At 42.1% G+C, this 20,426-nt stretch carries 16 protein-coding genes, 5 tRNA genes and 1 pseudogene; 18 read left to right on the top strand and 4 right to left on the bottom strand.

Annotated elements, in window-relative coordinates:
• The first annotated feature begins 42 nt into the window (after positions 1 to 42).
• The 15 genes from AR442_RS00095 (at position 43) to AR442_RS00160 (ending at position 13,611) form a co-directional block, all read left to right on the top strand.
• A tRNA-Glu gene (locus tag AR442_RS00095) sits at positions 43 to 114 on the top strand.
• A gap of 3 nt (positions 115 to 117) precedes the next feature.
• A tRNA-Val gene (locus tag AR442_RS00100) sits at positions 118 to 193 on the top strand.
• Positions 194 to 198: 5 nt separating this feature from the next.
• Positions 199 to 271 (top strand) — tRNA-Thr (locus tag AR442_RS00105).
• Positions 272 to 290: 19 nt separating this feature from the next.
• Positions 291 to 375: transfer RNA gene (locus tag AR442_RS00110), tRNA-Tyr, on the top strand.
• Between the two features lie 4 nt (positions 376 to 379).
• Positions 380 to 451 (top strand) — tRNA-Gln (locus AR442_RS00115).
• 229 nt (positions 452 to 680) lie between these two features.
• Positions 681 to 1,244 (top strand): RNA polymerase sigma factor SigW, encoded by a 564-nt coding sequence (gene sigW / locus AR442_RS00120; protein WP_003156766.1) that lies wholly within the window; start codon positions 681 to 683, stop codon positions 1,242 to 1,244.
• A gap of 13 nt (positions 1,245 to 1,257) precedes the next feature.
• Positions 1,258 to 1,884, top strand: coding sequence for an anti-sigma-W factor RsiW (rsiW, locus tag AR442_RS00125; RefSeq protein WP_003156765.1), 627 nt, complete (start codon positions 1,258 to 1,260; stop codon positions 1,882 to 1,884).
• 164 nt (positions 1,885 to 2,048) lie between these two features.
• On the top strand, positions 2,049 to 2,870 hold the full coding sequence (cdaA, locus tag AR442_RS00130) for a diadenylate cyclase CdaA (RefSeq protein WP_014416776.1): 822 nt from the start codon (positions 2,049 to 2,051) through the stop codon (positions 2,868 to 2,870).
• A complete protein-coding gene (locus tag AR442_RS00135) occupies positions 2,863 to 4,302 on the top strand; it encodes a CdaA regulatory protein CdaR (RefSeq protein WP_053285462.1) in 1,440 nt (479 codons plus the stop codon). Before cdaA ends, AR442_RS00135 begins: the two co-directional genes overlap by 8 nt.
• Positions 4,303 to 4,319: 17 nt before the next feature.
• Entirely contained in the window at positions 4,320 to 5,666 is a 1,347-nt protein-coding gene (glmM, locus tag AR442_RS00140; RefSeq protein ID WP_007408011.1) for a phosphoglucosamine mutase, read from the top strand.
• Positions 5,667 to 6,097: 431 nt separating this feature from the next.
• Positions 6,098 to 7,900: a glutamine--fructose-6-phosphate transaminase (isomerizing) gene (gene glmS / locus AR442_RS00145; RefSeq protein ID WP_003156758.1), complete on the top strand. Its 1,803-nt coding sequence runs from the start codon at positions 6,098 to 6,100 to the stop codon at positions 7,898 to 7,900.
• Between the two features lie 438 nt (positions 7,901 to 8,338).
• Positions 8,339 to 8,491, top strand: a complete 153-nt coding sequence (locus tag AR442_RS20405; RefSeq protein WP_014720653.1) for a hypothetical protein — start codon at positions 8,339 to 8,341, stop codon at positions 8,489 to 8,491.
• Positions 8,492 to 8,660: 169 nt separating this feature from the next.
• Positions 8,661 to 11,624 carry an SIR2 family protein gene (locus AR442_RS00150; protein WP_014416779.1) on the top strand — a complete coding sequence of 988 codons (2,964 nt, stop codon included), beginning with the start codon at positions 8,661 to 8,663 and terminating at the stop codon, positions 11,622 to 11,624.
• A gap of 474 nt (positions 11,625 to 12,098) precedes the next feature.
• Positions 12,099 to 12,971: an ABC transporter ATP-binding protein gene (locus tag AR442_RS00155; RefSeq protein WP_014720655.1), complete on the top strand. Its 873-nt coding sequence runs from the start codon at positions 12,099 to 12,101 to the stop codon at positions 12,969 to 12,971.
• Positions 12,949 to 13,611, top strand: a complete 663-nt coding sequence (locus AR442_RS00160; RefSeq protein ID WP_014416781.1) for an ABC-2 transporter permease — start codon at positions 12,949 to 12,951, stop codon at positions 13,609 to 13,611. The genes AR442_RS00155 and AR442_RS00160 overlap by 23 nt, the downstream gene beginning before the upstream one ends.
• Before the next feature lie 76 nt (positions 13,612 to 13,687).
• Here the strand turns inward: AR442_RS00160 and AR442_RS00165 are convergent.
• Positions 13,688 to 14,547: pseudogene (locus AR442_RS00165) on the bottom strand (hypothetical protein).
• A gap of 134 nt (positions 14,548 to 14,681) precedes the next feature.
• Here AR442_RS00165 and AR442_RS00170 point away from each other — a divergent pair.
• Positions 14,682 to 15,848: a DUF4885 family protein gene (locus tag AR442_RS00170; protein WP_053285461.1), complete on the top strand. Its 1,167-nt coding sequence runs from the start codon at positions 14,682 to 14,684 to the stop codon at positions 15,846 to 15,848.
• A 52-nt stretch (positions 15,849 to 15,900) separates the two neighbouring features.
• Here the strand turns inward: AR442_RS00170 and AR442_RS00175 are convergent, their stop codons facing one another.
• The 3 genes from AR442_RS00175 to AR442_RS00185 all read right to left on the bottom strand — a co-directional run bounded on the left by AR442_RS00175 (position 15,901) and on the right by AR442_RS00185 (position 17,923).
• The gene (locus AR442_RS00175) at positions 15,901 to 16,746 is read right to left on the bottom strand and encodes an aldo/keto reductase (RefSeq protein WP_079890943.1); all 846 of its coding nucleotides are present in this window, start codon (positions 16,744 to 16,746) and stop codon (positions 15,901 to 15,903) included.
• A 110-nt stretch (positions 16,747 to 16,856) separates the two neighbouring features.
• Complete coding sequence (locus tag AR442_RS00180; RefSeq protein ID WP_029974786.1) at positions 16,857 to 17,549, bottom strand: LrgB family protein; 693 nt, start codon at positions 17,547 to 17,549, stop codon at positions 16,857 to 16,859.
• Positions 17,519 to 17,923, bottom strand: coding sequence for a CidA/LrgA family holin-like protein (locus AR442_RS00185; RefSeq protein ID WP_038461162.1), 405 nt, complete (start codon positions 17,921 to 17,923; stop codon positions 17,519 to 17,521). Before AR442_RS00185 ends, AR442_RS00180 begins: the two co-directional genes overlap by 31 nt.
• A gap of 195 nt (positions 17,924 to 18,118) precedes the next feature.
• Between AR442_RS00185 and AR442_RS00190 the strand changes: the two genes are divergently transcribed.
• Both AR442_RS00190 and AR442_RS00195 read left to right on the top strand, forming a co-directional pair.
• On the top strand, positions 18,119 to 18,550 hold the full coding sequence (locus AR442_RS00190; protein ID WP_053285460.1) for a MarR family winged helix-turn-helix transcriptional regulator: 432 nt from the start codon (positions 18,119 to 18,121) through the stop codon (positions 18,548 to 18,550).
• 425 nt (positions 18,551 to 18,975) lie between these two features.
• Positions 18,976 to 20,361, top strand: coding sequence for an amino acid permease (locus tag AR442_RS00195; protein WP_022552512.1), 1,386 nt, complete (start codon positions 18,976 to 18,978; stop codon positions 20,359 to 20,361).
• Positions 20,362 to 20,426 lie beyond the last annotated feature (65 nt).

The following is a 20,426-nucleotide window of genomic DNA, read 5'->3' on the forward strand; positions in this document are numbered from 1 at the left end:
ACCTGTATATAATAACTTTTGTCAGCTCGACGCGGACACAACGGCCCGTTGGTCAAGCGGTTAAGACACCGCCCTTTCACGGCGGTAACACGGGTTCGAATCCCGTACGGGTCATATGGAGGATTAGCTCAGCTGGGAGAGCATCTGCCTTACAAGCAGAGGGTCGGCGGTTCGAGCCCGTCATCCTCCACCATATTTGCCGGCCTAGCTCAATTGGTAGAGCAACTGACTTGTAATCAGTAGGTTGGGGGTTCAAGTCCTCTGGCCGGCACTGTTTTTCAAAAAAATACGGAGGGGTAGCGAAGTGGCTAAACGCGGCGGACTGTAAATCCGCTCCCTCAGGGTTCGGCAGTTCGAATCTGCCCCCCTCCACCATTTTTGGGCTATAGCCAAGCGGTAAGGCAACGGACTTTGACTCCGTCATGCGTTGGTTCGAATCCAGCTAGCCCAGTATCAGACACCTTTTGCATAAAGGTGTCTTTTTTTATCAGCATTTTGTTTCGATTTCTGATTGTTCATCAGATATACTATTTTTAAGCTGCTGTTAAGGCAGTATATTCTGTATTTTCCATCTACACCCTGCCTGAAATTTGGTAAAATAAATGTAATAAAAAAATGAAACCTTTTAAAACAATCAACGTATAGATACAGACCGGTGAAGGGCAGAGGTAAGATAAAACATGGAAAACCTGATTAAAAAAAGAATCAAGCAAGTCAAAAAAGGCGATCAAAATGCGTTTGCAGAAATCGTTGACCTTTATAAAGATAAGATTTACCAGCTTTGCTACCGCATGCTCGGCAATGTTCACGAAGCGGAAGATATTGCGCAGGAAGCTTTTATCAGAGCGTATGTCAATATCGACAGTTTCGATATCAACAGAAAGTTTTCAACGTGGCTTTACAGAATTGCGACCAACCTGACCATTGACCGCATCCGCAAGAAAAAGCCTGATTACTATCTGGACGCAGAAGTAGCGGGAGCAGAAGGGCTGACGATGTATTCGCAGATCGCCGCGGACGGGGTTCTCCCTGAAGACGCCGTATTGTCATTGGAGCTGTCGGACACAATTCAGAAAAAGATTTTAAAGCTGCCTGACAAGTACAGAACGGTTATTGTATTAAAGTATATTGACGAACTCTCTTTAATTGAAATCGGGGAGATTCTGAATATCCCTGTCGGCACCGTCAAGACAAGGATACACAGAGGCAGAGAGGCTCTTAGAAAACAATTGAGGGATCTTTAAGTGGGGTGATGAAATGAGCTGTCCTGAACAGATCGTGCAGCTTATGCATAAGCATCTTGATGGAGATATCCTTCCTGAAGATGAAAACGTATTAAAACAACATTTGCAGTCATGCGGGAATTGCAAACGGCATTTTCATGAAATGGAGAAATCCGTAGCACTCGTCCGAAGCACATCGCATGTCACGGCCCCTGCTGATTTTACTGCCAAAGTTATGGCGAATCTTCCAAAAGAGAAAAAACGCGCTTCTGTAAAACGATGGATCAAAACTCATCCGATGATTGCAGCCGCAGCGGTTTTTGTGATTTTAATGGGCGGCGGTTTTTTCAACAGCTGGCATAATGACCACAATTTCAGTGTGTCCAAACAGCCGAACCTTGTCGTGCAGAATCACACGGTCACCGTCCCTGAAGGCGAGACCGTAAAGGGCGATGTCACAGTAAAAAACGGCAAGCTGTTCATTGAAGGAAAAGTCGACGGCAATGTGACCGTCGTCAACGGAGAAAAATACATGGCCTCAGCCGGACAAGTCACCGGGCAGATTGAAGAGATTAACCAATTGTTTGACTGGGTCTGGTACGAACTGAAATCGGCGGGCCAGGGCGTCGTGAGCGCTTTGGACCCGAATGAAGATGAGTAAAGCGTATAATCGCTTTACTCTTTTTTGTGCATCGCCGCGCTGGCTCATTTCACTTGAGAAATCAAAATGTGGTATAATGAGCACGCTATATGATGTACATATTGCTCATGCAGCACAATTCATAACAGAAAAACGAAATGACTGAATTCTTGGAGGACGAGGAAATGGCTTTTGAGGACATCCCATTTTTGCAATACCTCGGCAATGCCGTTGATATTCTCCTTGTTTGGTATGTGATATATAAATTAATCATGGTCATACGCGGGACGAAGGCGGTTCAGCTTTTAAAAGGAATCGTCGTCATCGTATTGGTCCGGATGGCCAGTTCATATTTGGGACTCAGCACGCTTCAGTGGCTGATGGACCAAGCGATAACATGGGGATTTTTAGCGATCATCATTATATTCCAGCCTGAGCTGAGACGGGCGCTTGAACAGCTCGGACGGGGCCGGTTCTTTTCCAGGAGCGGAACCCCCGTGGAGGAAGCGCAGCATAAGACAATTGAAGCGATTACAAAATCGATCAGCTACATGGCAAAACGCCGTATCGGCGCACTCATCGCGATTGAGCGCGATACGGGAATGGGCGATTATATTGAGACGGGCATCCCGCTTAATTCGCAGGTCAGCTCGGAGCTTTTGATTAATATCTTCATCCCGAATACACCGCTGCATGATGGAGCGGTCATTATGAAAAATAACGAGATTGCGGCGGCTGCCTGTTATCTGCCGCTTTCTGAAAGCCCGTTTATTTCAAAGGAGCTGGGGACGCGTCACAGAGCGGCTGTCGGCATCAGTGAAGTGACGGACAGCTTAACCATTATTGTATCTGAAGAGACGGGCGCCATCAGTGTGGCCAAAAACGGAGACCTTCACAGAGAATTGACGGAAGAAGCACTGAAAGAAATGCTTGAAGCCGAGTTTAAGAAGAACGCCAGAGATACTTCTTCTAACCGCTGGTACTGGAGGGGCAAGAAAAATGGATAAATTCTTAAACAACCGCTGGGCTGTAAAGATCATTGCATTGCTCTTTGCGCTGCTGCTTTACGTTGCGGTTAACAACAACCAGGCGCCGACTCCGAAAAAGCCGGGGGAATCCTTTTTTCCGACATCAACGACTGACGAGGCTACGCTTACTGATATTCCTGTAAAAGCATACTATGATGAAGCGAACTATGTCGTCACCGGCGTGCCCCAGACCGTAAATGTCACGATTAAAGGCTCGACAAGCGCGGTGAAAAAGGCGAGACAGACGAAGAATTTTGAGATATACGCCGATATGAATAAGCTGAAGACCGGGACTCATAAGGTCGAATTGAAAGCGAAAAACGTATCGGACGGACTGACGATCTCCATTAACCCGTCAGTCACGACGGTTACGATTCAGGAAAAAACGGCTGAGAGTTTTCCCGTGGAAGTTGAATACTACAATAAAAGCAAAATGAAAAAGGGATACACCCCTCAGCAGCCGATTATCAGCCCGAAAAACGTGCAGATTACAGGTTCGAAAAATGTGATTGATAACATTTCACTTGTCAAAGCATCCGTGAACCTTGAAAATGCAAATGAGACCATTGAAAAGGAAGTGAAGGTGACCGTCTATGACAAAGACGGCAACGCACTTCCTGTTGATGTTGAACCGTCAGTCATTAAAGTGACGGTTCCCGTAGCCAGTCCGAGCAAAAAGCTTCCTTTCAAAATCGAAAGGAAGGGAAGTCTTCCGGACGGGGTGAGCGTTGCGAGCATTGACTCGAATCCGAGTGAGGTGACGGTTTACGGCCCGCAGGATGTGCTGGATTCACTTGAATTTATTGACGGCGTATCTCTTGATTTAGGCAAAATTGATAAAGATACCGATATCAATGCCGATATCCCGCTTCCTAAGGGTGTCACTAAGGTATCACCGGAAAAAATCACGCTTCATGTTAAAGTGGACAGTGAAGACAAAAAGGATTTTGACAATGTCGGAATCAAGACGGTCGGACTGGGAGGCTCACAGCAGATTGAGTTTCTCGATCCTGAATCGCAGGCGATAAATATTACGGCCAAAGGCTCTCCCGCCAACATTAAGGCGCTGAAAAAGTCGGACATTGAACTGTATGCCAATGTCTCGGACTTTGATGACGGAGAGCACTCTGTAAAGCTTGAAGTAAACGGCCCGCAAAACGTCACATGGTCCCTGTCAAAAGACACGGTTAAGATCAAGCTGACTTCTAAGAAAAACACAAGTTCAAATAAAAATAACGGCGGTTCCGCTGATTCCGGCAATAAGAACGGCACAAGCGGAGACGCAGACAAAGACAAGAACAAGAACCGGGAAGACGACACTGACAGCGATCAGAATAAAAGTCAAAACCAGGATCAAAATCAAGACCAGGATGAAGACGGATCAAGCGCTGATTCTTCTTCAACAGAATGAAAAAGGAGCGATACAAAATGGGCAAGTATTTTGGAACAGATGGTGTAAGAGGTGTTGCCAACAGCGAGCTTACGCCAGAGCTGGCCTTTAAAGTTGGGCGTTTTGGCGGTTATGTCCTGACCAAAGATAAGCAGCGCCCGAAAGTGCTGATCGGCCGTGATACACGTATCTCCGGACATATGCTGGAGGGAGCCCTTGTCGCCGGACTTTTATCGATCGGAGCTGAGGTGATGCGCCTCGGCGTTATTTCTACGCCGGGGGTATCCTATTTAACGAAAGCCATGGATGCTGAGGCGGGCGTCATGATCTCCGCTTCTCACAACCCCGTACAGGATAACGGAATTAAATTTTTCGGAGGGGACGGCTTTAAGCTTTCTGATGAGCAGGAGGCCGAGATTGAACGTCTCATGGATGAACCGGAAGATAAGCTGCCGAGACCGACAGGCGCGGACCTCGGGCTTGTAAACGATTATTTTGAAGGCGTTCAAAAGTATCTGCAATTTTTAAAGCAGACGGCGGACGAAGATTTCACAGGCATTCATGTAGCGCTTGACTGCGCCCATGGTGCGACCTCTTCCATTGCGACGCACCTTTTTGCCGATCTCGATGCTGACGTATCTACAATGGGGACGTCTCCGAACGGATTAAACATTAATGATGGCGTCGGTTCTACACACCCGGAAGCGCTGAGTGCTTTCGTCAAAGAAAAAAACGCCGATATCGGCCTTGCGTTTGACGGAGACGGCGACCGCCTCATTGCCGTTGATGAAAAAGGAAACATCGTCGACGGTGATCAAATCATGTACATATGCGCGAAGTATTTGAAATCAGAGGGCCGTCTGAAGGATGATACCGTCGTATCGACCGTGATGAGCAACCTCGGTTTCTACAAAGCGCTTGAAAAAGAAGAAATCAAAAGCGTTCAAACGGCAGTCGGCGACCGCTATGTCGTAGAAGCGATGAAAAAAGACGGCTATAATGTCGGCGGCGAGCAGTCAGGGCACCTTATTTTCCTTGATTACAACACTACCGGCGACGGTCTTTTGTCTGCGATCATGCTTGTGAATACGCTGAAGGCGTCCGGCAAAACCCTTTCAGAACTTGCGGATGAAATGAAAAAATTCCCGCAGCTCTTAGTGAATGTGAAAGTGACGGATAAATATAAGGTAGAAGAAAACGCTAAGGTGAAGGCCGTTATTTCTGAAGTGGAAAAAGAAATGAACGGAGACGGCCGGATTTTAGTGCGCCCGTCAGGCACCGAACCGCTCGTCCGCGTGATGGCCGAAGCGAGAACAAAAGAGCTTTGTGACGAATATGTCACAAAAATCGTGGATGTCGTGCGGACAGAAATGGGAGCGGAGTAGCGAAGTTTATAAACAGAGAGCGAACAAAACAAGTGCGATCAGCATAAAATGATAGTAAACATGATGCCGGGGCGGCAAAAAATAATTGACCGTCCTTGGCACATGCTGTAAAATCAAGCTTGTTCAGCCTTTGTTTTTCACTTGCAGGAAAGGCGGGATTGTTTGCATCTTTTATAATTACAGCGCCCGAACTAAGCGCCCGAAAAACGGCTTAGTTGACGAGGATGGAGGTTATCGAATTTTCGGCGGATGCCTCCCGGCTGATTCATTTAGATCACAGCCGTAAGGATTTCTTCAAACCGGAGGGGCGACTCTCCGAACAAAGAGAAATCACATGATCTTCCAAAAAAACATGTGGGAGGGGACGATTGAAAGTCCCCTTGTAATTTGACTTTCTTCGTCTCCTTTTGCACCTTTAGGAGGAAGAAAATATGTGTGGAATTGTAGGTTACATCGGTCAGCTTGATGCGAAAGAGATTTTGTTAAAAGGATTAGAGAAGCTTGAGTACCGCGGTTATGACTCTGCCGGTATCGCTGTGGCGAATGAGCAGGGCGTGCATGTGTACAAAGAAAAAGGCCGCATCGCCGACCTTCGTGAAGTGGTGGATCACACGGTTGAATCTCAAGCGGGAATCGGCCATACACGCTGGGCGACTCACGGCGAACCAAGCTTTCTGAACGCTCACCCGCATCAAAGCGCACTCGGCCGCTTTACACTTGTTCACAACGGTGTGATCGAGAACTATGTTCAGCTGAAGCGCGAATATCTTGAAAACGTTGAACTGAAAAGCGACACGGACACTGAAGTAGTCGTTCAAATGATCGAGCAATTTGTGGCGGGAGGACTTAGCACAGAAGAAGCGTTCCGCAAAACACTGACTCTGTTAAAAGGCTCTTACGCAATTGCATTATTTGACGGTGAAAACACAGACACCATTTACGTTGCAAAAAACAAAAGCCCTCTGTTAATCGGCCTTGGAGATACGTTTAACGTCGTGGCATCTGACGCGATGGCTATGCTTCAAGTAACGAATGAATACGTTGAGCTTTTGGACAAAGAAATGGTGATCGTGACAAAAGACGAAGCCGTGATTAAAAACCTTGACGGTGAAGTCATGACACGTGCATCTTATATCGCTGAGCTTGACGCCAGTGATATCGAAAAAGGCACATACCCTCACTACATGTTAAAAGAAACGGATGAGCAGCCGCTTGTTATGCGCAAAATCATCCAAACGTATCAGGACGAAAACGGCAGACTGGCCGTGGCCGGCGATGTCGCTGACGCCGTGGCGGAAGCGGACCGCATTTATATCGTGGCTTGCGGAACGAGCTACCATGCCGGTCTTGTCGGGAAACAATATATTGAAATGTGGGCAAACGTACCGGTTGAAGTGCATGTAGCGAGTGAATTCTCTTACAACATGCCGCTTCTGTCTAAGAAGCCGCTCTTTATCTTCCTTTCTCAAAGCGGAGAAACAGCGGACAGCCGCGCCGTGCTTGTTCAAGTCAAAGCGCTGGGTCACAAAGCGCTGACGATTACAAACGTTCCGGGATCAACGCTTTCCCGTGAAGCGGATTACACATTGCTTCTGCACGCAGGCCCTGAGATCGCGGTTGCATCAACAAAAGCGTATACGGCTCAGATTGCCGTCCTCGCGATCCTTGCGTCCGTTGCAGCAGAACGCAACGGCGTTGATATCGGTTTTGATTTGGTCAAAGAATTAGGTATCGCGGCAAACGCCATGGAAGCCCTCTGCGACCAGAAGGACGAAATGGAAATGATTGCGCGTGAGTACCTGACTGTTTCAAGAAACGCTTTCTTCATCGGCCGCGGCCTTGACTACTTCGTGTGTGTCGAAGGCGCCCTGAAGCTGAAAGAGATTTCTTACATCCAGGCGGAAGGCTTCGCCGGCGGCGAGCTGAAGCACGGAACAATCGCTCTGATTGAAGAAGGAACACCGGTCTTTGCACTGGCGACACAAGAACACGTCAACCTGAGCATCCGCGGAAATGTGAAGGAAGTCGCAGCCCGCGGCGCCAACACTTGCATCATCTCGCTGAAAGGCTTAGAAGACGCAGACGACAGATTCATCCTGCCGGAAGTCAACCCTGCACTTGCTCCGCTGGTTTCTGTTGTGCCATTGCAGCTGATCGCTTACTACGCTGCACTGCACCGCGGCTGTGACGTTGATAAACCGCGCAACCTTGCGAAGAGTGTGACTGTGGAGTAGGGATAAATAATTCACGGTAAACAGCTTTAGCGGATAATATAGTTGTTTAAATATTTGAATGATTTACATCCGTTCGCTTATAATTAGAATAAGCGAACGGATGTTTTTGTTTATGAGAATATAATCGGGAATTGAATATAACAATTATGCCAATAGTTACGTATTATAGATGTGAGTCCTATATATAGGTCTATTCAAATTTTTAGTGCTAATAAGCTTGCGCTAATAAAGGAGCTATAACTGTAGGTTTAACCCTAAAAGCAAATCTTAATCTAAGTACAGTACTTTTAGAGTGGGAAATATCTACTATGCTTACTTTAATAGTAAAAGCTTCCCTTTCACTATTAAAAATGCTAATGATTTGGAGATGAGTTATAAGGTAACAGTAGCTTGCTTATAAGAATGGTTTTGTTCATATAAATATGCGAGAATTGTGTAATGTCGAAAAAACTGGTAATGATTGCTGTTTCAAGATTTGGAGATTTAAAGAACCCTGACCTTTGGGGAATAGTCACAGTACTGGACAATCCTATTTGGGCCAATAAGGAAAGAAAATATGAAAAATTGCTGAAAGAATGGTCAGTGCCTTGAATTAACTGAAAAAGTAGATTCATATCAATCGTATTAATTTGAAAGAACCGAGGTCATTACTTTCCGGTTATGTAGACATTTAATTTTAAAACTTAAAATATGTAGATCAAGATTCATATGAAAGGAAAGTTAGATTAGAATCGAATTTTAAGTTTAGGAGGAAGATAAATTGAGTGACTATTTTTTAGATACGAGTATAACAAAAATCCAAGAGGCAAGCGAAAACAATAAACTAGTGGTATTCGTAGGTGCGGGGGTTTCAGCAAATTCAGGAATTCCAACTTGGAATGAATTAATTAAAGAATTTGCACAAGATTTGGGAGAATTTGATGTAGACAGATCTCCAGATTTATATATGAAAATTCCTCAATATTATTTTAATGAAAGAGGAGAAAAAGAATATTTTGAAAAAATGAATGAAGTTTTTTCAAAAAAGAAATATAAACCAAATCCTATACATAAGGAGATTTTTAAACTTAAACCAACTCATATTATTACAACTAACTATGATACTTTGCTGGAAGAAGCAGCTATTGAAGAAGGACAGTTTTTTCATACTGTAAAACACGATTTAGATCTTCCATATGATAATTTTAATAAAACTATTATTAAAATGCATGGCGATTTTGAAAACAGAAACATTGTACTAAAGGAAGATGACTATTTGAATTATTCTTCTAATTTCACGTTGATTGAAAGTTATATTAAAGCTTTGATTGCCACAAATACAGTTTTATTTATAGGATATTCGATAAATGATTCAAATTTCAATTTGATTTTTCAATGGGTTAAAAATATTTTAAGAAATCATTTTCAACCAGCATATCTAATTGAGAGTAGTAAGAAGTACTCACGGATGGAACATGCGTACTATAAAAATCGCGGAATTAACATTTTATATTATGATGAAATAAGTAATATGCCGAATAATAATATTTTTGATATATCTAATTGGAGAGGTAATAGATTATTTGATGTATTAAGTTATTTTAATTCTTTTGATAAAATGACGAAAATGAGTGACTTAGAAATTATCTATAATAAAATTAGTTGTTTTGAAAAGTTAAATTTTATAATGCCTGAGCAAATTGTAAAGAACTTAGGGTTAAAATCTGTAGGATATGATTTATTTGGTGATAGAACTTTAACTATTCTAAATGGAGAGAATGGTTTATCAAGGGTATTTTCTAACCATGACACATATAAAGATAATTGGATTTTTCAGAAAATCATAATGATATTTAAAAAAGCAAATATACAGGGCGTGTCTAGGGAAAAACAAATAATATTCAGTATTGATAATCAAGATAATTACCTAGCTAATCTAAGGGCTAGAATAATAGATCAAGATAGTTTAATAGATCCTATAGATATAAATAGTTTTACAAGCCTTATAGAGGGAGAAGATTATTTTCTCATGTTAAAACAGGCATTTGCTTATTGTGAATGTGATAAGTTTTACGATGCCTATAAATATTATAAGACGATTTCATTGAAAGCTTTTCAAGATAAGGAGTTTTTGATTTATTATATTTCGGAATTTAACAGGAAGCATGTTGGGAAGTTTTTAGTAAATGGATATTATAATGTGAATAACAATATTGAAATGGAACTTAAAGAACTAGATCTTGAAAATATTTATGCAAATCTCCCCAATAGAGAAAGAAAGAGCATAGAATTTTTAAAAGAGCTTCAAGATTTTAATTTAATATATAAAGTACAAAATAAATTGAATAAAGAAGTGGACACATTAAAGGAAACAAAACGTACTGTGGAAAATGGAGGATTTTCTTTTAATAGCTCACTCAATAAAAATTTTCATATGATTAGCAATATTTGGCTTTTCGTAGAAGCGAATTATCTATGTATAAATAAATACAAAGAGATTCAAAGCCTGTATTTAAGTTTTGTAGAAGGCATTTTTGCGAGCTACAGTACCCAATCAAATAATTCGAAGAGTTTTTTTAACAAAGTATCCTTAAATAAAATAGAAAAATTAGATCTATATGAAGTATATATAATAATAACAAAATTAAAAACTAGTGACTTTGAAAATGTTTTGGTAGAGTATAATCTTAGAGAATTAAAACTTGAAAATTCAGCTTTTGAGTATATTATGAAGGTTTTGGACAAAGTGATTGATAATATTCTAAATAATCGCAATAAGAAAAAAAGTGAGCATTATTTTTACAATATAATAGTATTAACTTCAAAAACAAATCTAGACTTTGAACAGGCGAATCTTATTGCAGGTAAGTTGTTATTACTCCTCAACGAAAGTATAAATTTAAATGAATTTAAATATATAAATAAATTTATAGTGGCAGTAGCAAACAAAGAAATTTTAGCACAAAGTACAGTATTGGATTATTTAGAAAAGTATTTAGAAATATACATGCGAAATAGCAGGATAATTGAATTTGATAACAATGGACTGTATAAAAATTTAACTAATATATATGTAAATTACAATGAGTATCCTATAAATAAGGATATAACCTCTAGTTATGTAATTTTAATAAAGAAATCCTATGAAGAAAAAGAATATGATATTTTATATACTGTTTTTGAAAATTTAATAGTTCCGATACTAAAGGCTATATCTGAAGAATACAAGAATATAATAATTAAAGTAATTGAAAGTTTAGTAGAAAAAATTAAAAGCAAAGAAGGATTATTGCAATTTAATGAGTTGAATTTTTATTATATAATTTCAATTAACGATGTTATTACTGAGGACAAAGAAATTAATAAAAAAATTATAGAAGATACAGTTGTTAAAATAAAGAATGAAAATAAAGCTGTTAAAGTACATCCGGATCCTATTGAAAGAAACCTGAATATATTAACAGATTTATATAGGAGAAATAAGCTTAAAAAAGAGGAATTGGAAGAGTTTGTGGATGTTTTTGGTGGTTACTCAGAGTATTTTGATTTAGTTTTTAATACGAAGAATCTTAAATTAACTGATATAGATTTACTTTCATATCTAAAGGAAGAAGAGATAGAATCTTTAATGAATAATAAAGGAATGAAAGAATGTATTTATAGCTTATTTGAAAAAAAACTAAGGTATCTGCCATTTGAAAAATACGAAGATATCTTTGGTAAGCTTTATGCAAAGAAGTTTTAAATGATTTATAATACAACAAATTTATTTTAAGTGGGAAAATTAGCCCCTCTGAGATAAACCAGAGGGGTTTTTTATGAAAGTTAGAAGTGCACACCTTTTCGATTGACCGGAAGATTTTTATATTTGTAAAGAAATCCCCTTTTATATATTGAAAAGGATTAACACCTGCCTTATAATACGAGATGCATTCCAGTTAATATCCATAAATGTAATCATTGGTAAATCGTTTTTGTGCATGCCTCATCGGAAAGTAATCACCTCCAGCAATTTTCATCATGAATATTCCATTATATAACCGTAATCAATCGATTACACATCCAAATTATGATTAAAAAAGACCTTAAAATCCCTGTTGTATTTGCCGACTCCTGATCCATTATGAATACCTCGACTAGATATGAAAATAACAACATTTTTTCAATAATCCGGTTCAATTCTTAAAAAAGTCCTGACAACAATGATAGGAGTGGAATGATGTCAAACCTTTTAGAAATCAGAAACATCAGCAAATCTTTTGGTCATAAAGTTGTTTTAAAGGATGTTACATTCAATGTGCCTGCCGGATCAATTGTCGGTTTTATCGGTGATAACGGCGCAGGCAAGTCAACAACATTTAAAACGATATTAGGGTTAATCTCTCAGGATAGAGGTAAAGTGAAAATCTTTGGTAAAGAGAATCTGGATAAACATATAAAGTTCAAAGAAGATATAGGGGTCGTATTTGATGCGATGAATCTGCCCGCGCATCTTACGATAAAACAGCTGAATCATGTATTTAAAAAACTATTCGGTGCTTGGGACCAAGACAATTTTTATCGGTTGGTTCATTCTTTCTCTTTACCTATGGACAAAAAAGTGAATACATTCTCGCGCGGCATGTCAATGAAGTTATCAGTAGCTGTTGCTTTGTCGCATAATGCAAAATTATTACTCCTGGATGAAGCAACGGGAGGGCTTGATCCCTCTTCAAGAGATGCTCTGTTAAATGAATTAAAAAGCTTTGTGAGTAAAAGCAACGGCGGTATTTTACTTTCATCGCACATTATGACTGATGTCGAGAAGATAGCCAGCCATATCATTATGATGAAAGATGGCGAAATTTTATTAAATGAAGAGAAAGACAAGGTTCTTGAAAGCTATACTGTTATAGACGTTGATGAAGGCCGATTGGCTGAGCTTGACGAAGATATCGTTCTAGCAAAAAGGAATCATGGATCTTATTGGAGTGTGCTTGTATCGGATCAACAGAAATTGCCGAATGGCGTAACGGCCAACACCATTTCCATAGAAGAAATCAGCGTCTTTTTAACGAGGAGTGAAAACATTGAGAGGTCTGTTACTGACTAACTATTACTTGGTTTATCGGAGTTTCTTTGCATACACGGGGTTGGCCATATTGGTATCAGCAGTCATTTTTTATTTTGGGGATGCTTCAATGCATCGTTTTGTTGCTATGCTGATTATTTTGTTTGTCGTCATGCCCGCACTTGAGGTTATAAAGTATGAGAGCAAGTCTGGCTATGACAGGTATGTCCTGACTTTACCGGTCAGCAGAACAAATATTGTTCAAAGTCACTATGTCTTTTATCTTTTGATTGTTGTGATCGGAGCTGTAATATCTTATGGTATTTTCCTTGTATACAGCCTGGGTTCTGATGAACCAATTGACGGCATATTGAATATTGTCTCTTTTGGAACGTTCATCGTTCTCTTTGCCGGTGCAATCGTTTATCCTCTTCTCTACATGATAGGCCCGGAAAAATCCGATGCTATCGTGATTGGAGGTGCAATGGGGGGACTTTTTGCTACCTTTGGATTGCAAAGTGTCGTTGGGTATGCAGCAGAACAAGTACCGCTGTCATTTTTGCACATAAATCCTTCTTTATATGTCCCGATTATATATCTCATGATCGGCGTTATCTTATATATCATTTCATTTTTCATTGCTGCGGCTATCTATCATAAAAAAGAATTTACAACAGGATAAGGCAAGGAACGGGCTCATAAATTCACTTAAACTTCAAGCAGACAGCCGCCCGCCCAATGGGCGGCTGTTCTTCTAATTAAAACTGCGTTGTCACATCGTACTCATAATCAATCTTCAATTTCACATTTTTCATAGTCGATTTTGCTGTTGCGAGTGTGTTGTATTTAAAATTCCAGATGCTTGAGACTGAGAGGTTATCATCCAGTGTGATATCGTAATTTCCTTGAGTGGAGCTGTTTGCGAGTGCGCGGTGCCACACTTTATTTTCTTCAGACATTATGCAGTGTCTTGTGTTTCCTTGGCTTGGTGTTTGAGTCGCGGCGGTACTGATTCTTTTCACTATGGCGTCTTTTGGAATGCTTGTTTGTTTGGTTAAGTCGAGCCTGAGAACAGTTGAATCTGCTCCATTCGGACTGAGGTTTGTATTTCCTTTATTTTCAGCCGTGCCGCTGAATGAGAAGGTCTCGCTTCCGGTTTTGATTCGATCGTAAATGGAGAGTGTAAAGTATATATCGTCAGTGTATGAGCCGCGGGACACTTTCACGTAGAACGTCTCGTTGTTTTCTTTCGCATCTGTAATGGCATAGATAAAAGGAAGCGGCGTATCAGGGTTTATCACTTCTGTGCCTTTAGCACTTTGTTTTTATTATAAATTTCAATGCTCATTCCCTTGTATTCACTTCTTGTTGAGCTCCTGACATAGAGTCTTTCTCCCTTATTTGCCGTGAAAGTGAAGTACGATTCTTTTTCCCCTTCCGGCAATATGGCAGTATCAATATTTTTATATTTCCAGTAGTCTACTGGATTGGCAGTTTCAAATGAGTGATTTCCTGTAATAGTGCTTACTTGAAACGCAGAGGCTGAGGCTGAAGGTGCAATCAATACGCCTGATAATACGATTGCACTGACAAATAGCATAGATACATACTTTTTCATGGAAAAATCCCCCTTTTTGACTACATCATACATAAAAACCCTCATGATGTAAACATTTGTTATTTTAGGTTAAAATCAACTGGAAAACAGCCGATACAAACACTAGAACATCATCTCAAGCGGAGGTTAAAAACATGCGCCTAAACGCTCGTTATATAAAAAATCAAATAATGGCTCAGCAAGTGCTTCAGCGGTATTCTTCCAAAACAAATGGGAAAGATGCGGCAAAAGGGCCGGACAGCTTATTGATTCAGGCAAGCGGGACCCGCGATCTGAGCCAGATGAATTATTCAAGGAGCGGTGTCACTGAGAAAGGGAGCAGCCTGTCCCGTTTATATCAATCTGCAAATCAGAAAACGATTACGGATAATGGGAATGAGACGGTAATAGACGCTGATAATCCGTATGAGTCTGAGAGTGATATTGCGAGCAGGATTCTTGATGAGAAATACAGCCGTATCAATGAAATCAATAAACGAAAATCAGATCCTTTGCGTTATATTAAGGACAAATACCAGCGTGCCGATTCACCTTATTTCAGGAGTGATTTATCAGAATCAGAGCGTCAGGCCGCTTATCATAACGAAACGGAATGGCTGTTTAAGGGGAAAGCCCAGAGCTATGATTTCCGTGATGCGGCGTTTCGGGGTGAAACGCTCAACGGAGAGATTCAAGTCGAAAATGAAAGGGTGTTTCAGCGGGCGCAGGTGAATCAGCAGATAGATATGCTTTTTCATCGGAATCATATTCAGATGCCGGAGGGTGCGAATCTTACATTTACGATATCACCGATTGATTATCTGTTAAAAGTGAGCGGGACTGACGATAAAGAGCTCACTCAGCAGATTGAAGCCGTCTTAAACTCCGGGGAAAACAGCAAAGAGCTGTTTGCGCACATCATTCGCAGCCGGAGTGATGACTCCTCGCAGTTTACGCCGGAAGCATATGAGAAATATCAAGTCATTCGGGAAATGTATGAGGTGACCGGCTATCATCTGAAAGACTTGCAGATCGTGGACGGAAAGTACGTCACAGAAGACGGCCGTGACCTTTTAGACGTCTATAAGGAAGCGCTGCAGCTCGATCCTTTGTTGAAACATACGGCGGCAGAAGCGGCCGCCCATTACGGACAGGCGCTCACGAAGCTTGCGAGAACGGGTTATGATGCCATTCCTGATTTGGTGCTGTCCATTGAGTATAAAAACGGATCTCTGCGTGATGTCGGCCAAAGCAGGCAATACGGATCTGGAGATACAGGTTGGCTTTCTGAATGGAAACGGGAGCTGGGTGTGCGTATATAAATTGAGAAAAAAGCTGACAAATGATGCCGTCAGCTTTTCTTTATGTCTTTTCTTAAAACTCCTCATACTCCGCCGGGTCTTGGCCGTTTATGCGTCCGTCGGGGCGGGTAAGCGAGTCGATGATGTTCATGTCGTTTTCATCAAGAGAGAAATCAAAAACGGAGATGTTTTCAAGCTGGCGCTCGGGCGATGCTGATTTTGGAATCGGGATGGCGCCCAGCTGGATATGCCAGCGTAAAATGACCTGAGAAATGGTTTTGCCGTATTTGTCCGCAATCTGTCCGAGTTTTTGATCGTTCAATACTTCACCGGCGCGGGATAACGGACTCCATGATTCTGTCACGATGCCCTGTTCTTCGTGCCATTGGCGCTGCTGCTGCTGATTAAAAGCGGGATGCAGTTCAATTTGGTTGATGCCTGGCTTTACGCCGGTTTCACGTTCGAGCCGTTCGATATGCTCAGGCAGGAAATTGCAGACGCCGATGGATCGGATCAGGCCCCATTTTTTCGCATCAATCAGTGCCTGCCATGCTTCCGTGTAGCGGTCTTGTTTCGGATTCGGCCAATGGACGAGATACAGGTCATAGTAGTCCAGACCGGCGCGGTATAAAGATTCTTGGATGGTTTGTACAGCTTTGTCATAGTCATGGTAGCGTCCGGGCAGCTTGGACGTCACGTATAGCTGTTCTCTCGGAACAGAGCTTCTGCGGATGGCTTCTCCGACCGTCCCTTCATTTTCATAGTTATAAGCGGTGTCAATCAGACGGTAGCCGATATCAATGGCGCTGGTAATGGCATGAACGCCATTGTTTCCATTAAGAGCGTATGTACCGAAGCCGATCGCGGGAATGCTTGTCCCATCCAGCAGTTTCTTTTGCGGAATTGTCCCAGTCATCATTAAATCCCTCCTTGTTTTCTACTTTACCATTATTCTTACAAATGAAACATAATAATGGAAGGAAATGAGATGATCCGCACATGAAAAAAGCTGACGGAGAACCGTCAGCTTTAAATTTGAAACATCCATGCTACGACGGGGCCGAAGACCGACCCTAACACGGCGCAGAGCGTCATGGAAACAGAACTCATGGAGACCGTTAATTCTCCGTACTCCATTGCTTTTGAGGTGCCGAGCGCATGGGAAGCGCTCCCGAATGCAATTCCTTTCCCGAGTGAGCTGCGGATGCGGATCCACTTGAGAAGCAGCGGTCCTAAGATAACGCCGGAAAACCCTGCGATCATCACGAACACGACTGTCATGGAAGGGACACCGCCGATACCGGACGCAATCTGTATGGCGACAGGCGTCGTAATTGATTTTGGGATAATTGACAAAATCAAACTCCGGCTGATGCCGAACAGCTCTGCAAATAGCAAGCCGCTGACCATTCCGGAGAATAAACCGGCCAACACGCCGCCGATGATCGGAAACATATACTTGATTAACACCCGGCGCTGCTTATAAAGCGGGTATGCCAAAGCCACCACGGCGGGGCCGAGCAGTGAATTGATCCATTGGCCGCCGATCATATAGTCTTTATACGAAATATGAAAAACAAGCAGCACGGCGATAATGAAAATCGTAGTCGTCAAAACCGGTATGAGAAAGGGATATGGAAAGCGCACATATAATTTCACCATAGCCAGATAGGCGGCGGCCGTGAACAAAATTATAAGGATTGCGATACATGTTTGCTGCACTTCTTTTTCTCCTTTCTCTGATTGGCTTTGTGCTCTAACAGCTGGCTGGCGTACCCTGCGGCGATCATTGTGACGATGGTGCTCAGCACGATGATCAGAAACAGAGCAGCCCCGCTGGCGGAAAACAGTGACGGGTAATTGATGACGCCCGTCATGGCCGGAATGAATAACAGCGGAAGAAAAGACAGCAAAAATCCGGCTCCGTCTTCAATCATTTTGACGGGAATGATCTTAACCGATAAACACATGATCAGCAGGATCAAACCGATGATACTTCCGGGAATGGGCAGGTGAAAGAACTGCTGAACGGCTCCCCCGATAAAGGAAAATGCGAATAAAATAATGATTTGCAAGATGATGCGTATGACTTTCACGACAATGCTGTTCTTTGGAGAAGAGCAGCTTCCCCCTTTCTTGATGCTTCGATATGTTTCTTTACTTTTTGCGCATATATTTGTACTATACAAATATATGTATGCAAAATCTTTCTATATGTTTTCTGAGTAAATGTGCATATGTTTGTATTATACAACTAATATTGCTGTTGTCAATTGTAAGGAGTGAGGCTGTTGTCAAAACAAGATCCGATTGAATTAATTGAATATGAGCTCACCACTTTTATCAGGAGAGCTGTTTATCTTGATAACTCCGACCGTAAAATCGGACATCTGGAAAGGGCTGCGTATTTGTTATTACGGCAGCTGGATGAATTCGGACCGGCGCGTGTAAAGGAATTAGCCGAATCTTTTAAGCTGGATATTTCCACATTGTCTCGCCAGGCCGCGGCCTTGGAGTCGAAAGAGCTGATCCAGCGTTTTTCCGATCCTTCTGACGGGCGGGTCAGTCTGTTTGCGATTACGAAGCTTGGCAAACAGAGGTTAAAAGCTGATAAAAAGATGCGTCTTGATCGATACCGACATATGCTTGACGATTGGTCAGGCGATGAAAAAGAAATGTTCAGCCGGCTTTTGCTGCGGCTGAATGAGGCATTTATCGATTAATGCATGATTTTTGCCGGGTTAAGCAGGATTATGGCGTATACAAGGGAGAATGGAAGAGAGTAAGACTTTACGCCATTCTGCTTAGCAAAAATAATATTGAATAGGGGGCGGAACATGTTTCTCCAGGGACATCCTGTTTCTCGGAGGCTGCGGCATTTATTATCTCAATATTCATAATTCAATAAAAATGAGAGCGCTTTATTTTTAGTCTGTTGGTTTAGGGTGCAAGGTGTTTACCTGAAAAAAACAATTGTATTTTCCACAGAAATTTATTATGATGGAATAAGGAAATTGGAGATTATATAACAATAGAAAGCTAGAATATTTCTAATATTGCGGGAAATGAAGAGTGAGTTAGGTTCAACAGGTGCACCTTCTGCTTCATTATTTCACATATATCAGAGCTGTTAAGAGGAGGAAGCGAAGTGGCAAACAAAGAATTAAAGAGAGGCTTAGGCGCGCGTCATATACAGATGATTGCGCTGGGCGGCACGATCGGTGTCGGTTTATTCATGGGGTCATCCAGCACGATCGGATGGACCGGGCCGTCTGTCCTGCTGGCTTATGCGATCTCAGGTATCTTTATCTTTTTTATCATGCGTGCGATGGGCGAAATGCTCTATGTAGAGCCGAGTACAGGGTCGTTTGCGACGTTCGGCCATAAGTATATACATCCGTTAGCCGGCTATATGACGGCGTGGAGCAACTGGTTTCAATGGGTGATCGTCGGGATGTCTGAAATTATCGCCGTCGGTTCGTATATGAAATATTGGTTTCCTGATCTGCCGGCATGGATTCCCGGCATTATCGCCATGGCCATTCTCGGTGCGGCGAATTTAATTTCGGTAAAATCTTTCGGTGAGTTTGAATTTTGGTTTGCCATGATCAAAATCGTCACCATTATTCTGATGATTGTGGCCGGAATCGGAATTATTTTCTTCGGTTTCGGTAACGGAGGGCATGCGATCGGATTATCTAATTTATGGTCGCACGGCGGTTTCTTTACAAATGGTTTTTCAGGATTTTTCTTTGCTTTGTCTTTGGTTGTTGCGGCCTATCAAGGGGTCGAGCTGATAGGGATTACGGCAGGAGAAGCGAAGGACCCGCAAAAAACGCTGCGAAGCGCGATTCAGAGTATTATTTGGCGGATTTTAATTTTCTACATCGGTGCGATTTTCGTCATCGTTACCGTGTATCCGTGGAATGAGCTTCACTCACTCGGCAGTCCGTTTGTTTCGACATTTGCGAAAGTCGGGATTACGGCGGCGGCCGGTTTGATTAACTTTGTTGTGATTACCGCTGCGATGTCCGGATGCAACAGCGGGATTTTCAGTGCGGGACGCATGCTTTATACATTGGGCGTGAACGGACAGGCCCCGAAATTCTTTAAGAAAGTTTCTTCGAGCGGTGTGCCGATATTCGGTACGCTTGCGGTATTAATCGGACTTGTGATCGGTGTCGTGCTGAACTACATCGCGCCTCCGAAAGTTTTTGTCTATGTGTACAGCGCGAGTGTGCTGCCGGGAATGATTCCGTGGTTCGTCATTTTAATCAGCCATCTCGGTTTCAGAAGAGCGAAGGGCGCTGAGCTTGATAAGCATCCGTTTAAGATGCCTTTTGCGCCGTTTACAAACTATTTGACGATCGCTTTCTTACTCATGGTATTGATCGGCATGTGGTTTAACAAAGATACGCGGATTTCTTTGGTTGTCGGGGTGATTTTCCTGGCGATTGTGACGGTCAGCTATTATGCGTTCGGTATCGGCAAGCGCATGCCTGGTGAAAAATCGAAAATAGAAGACGCTGTATAATTCAAAAAGACACCTCTCTTACAGGGGTGTCTTTTTCGGCTTGTCCGCGAGTGGTATACTGGTTA

Origin of the sequence: Bacillus velezensis (assembly GCF_001461825.1) — a bacterium.
GTDB classification, from domain to species: domain Bacteria; phylum Bacillota; class Bacilli; order Bacillales; family Bacillaceae; genus Bacillus; species Bacillus velezensis.

What these genes read in the sequence shown, in the direction of transcription:
- AR442_RS00135 (WP_053285462.1), top strand. Translation starts at nt 2,863, where the DNA reads ATGGATAAATTCTTAAACAACCGCTGGGCTGTAAAGATCATTGCATTG.
- glmS (WP_003156758.1), top strand. Translation starts at nt 6,098, where the DNA reads ATGTGTGGAATTGTAGGTTACATCGGTCAGCTTGATGCGAAAGAGATT.
- AR442_RS00155 (WP_014720655.1), top strand. Translation starts at nt 12,099, where the DNA reads ATGTCAAACCTTTTAGAAATCAGAAACATCAGCAAATCTTTTGGTCAT.
- cdaA (WP_014416776.1), top strand. Translation starts at nt 2,049, where the DNA reads ATGGCTTTTGAGGACATCCCATTTTTGCAATACCTCGGCAATGCCGTT.
- sigW (WP_003156766.1), top strand. Translation starts at nt 681, where the DNA reads ATGGAAAACCTGATTAAAAAAAGAATCAAGCAAGTCAAAAAAGGCGAT.
- AR442_RS20405 (WP_014720653.1), top strand. Translation starts at nt 8,339, where the DNA reads ATGTCGAAAAAACTGGTAATGATTGCTGTTTCAAGATTTGGAGATTTA.
- glmM (WP_007408011.1), top strand. Translation starts at nt 4,320, where the DNA reads ATGGGCAAGTATTTTGGAACAGATGGTGTAAGAGGTGTTGCCAACAGC.
- AR442_RS00175 (WP_079890943.1), bottom strand. Translation starts at nt 16,746, where the DNA reads ATGATGACTGGGACAATTCCGCAAAAGAAACTGCTGGATGGGACAAGC.
- AR442_RS00170 (WP_053285461.1), top strand. Translation starts at nt 14,682, where the DNA reads ATGCGCCTAAACGCTCGTTATATAAAAAATCAAATAATGGCTCAGCAA.
- rsiW (WP_003156765.1), top strand. Translation starts at nt 1,258, where the DNA reads ATGAGCTGTCCTGAACAGATCGTGCAGCTTATGCATAAGCATCTTGAT.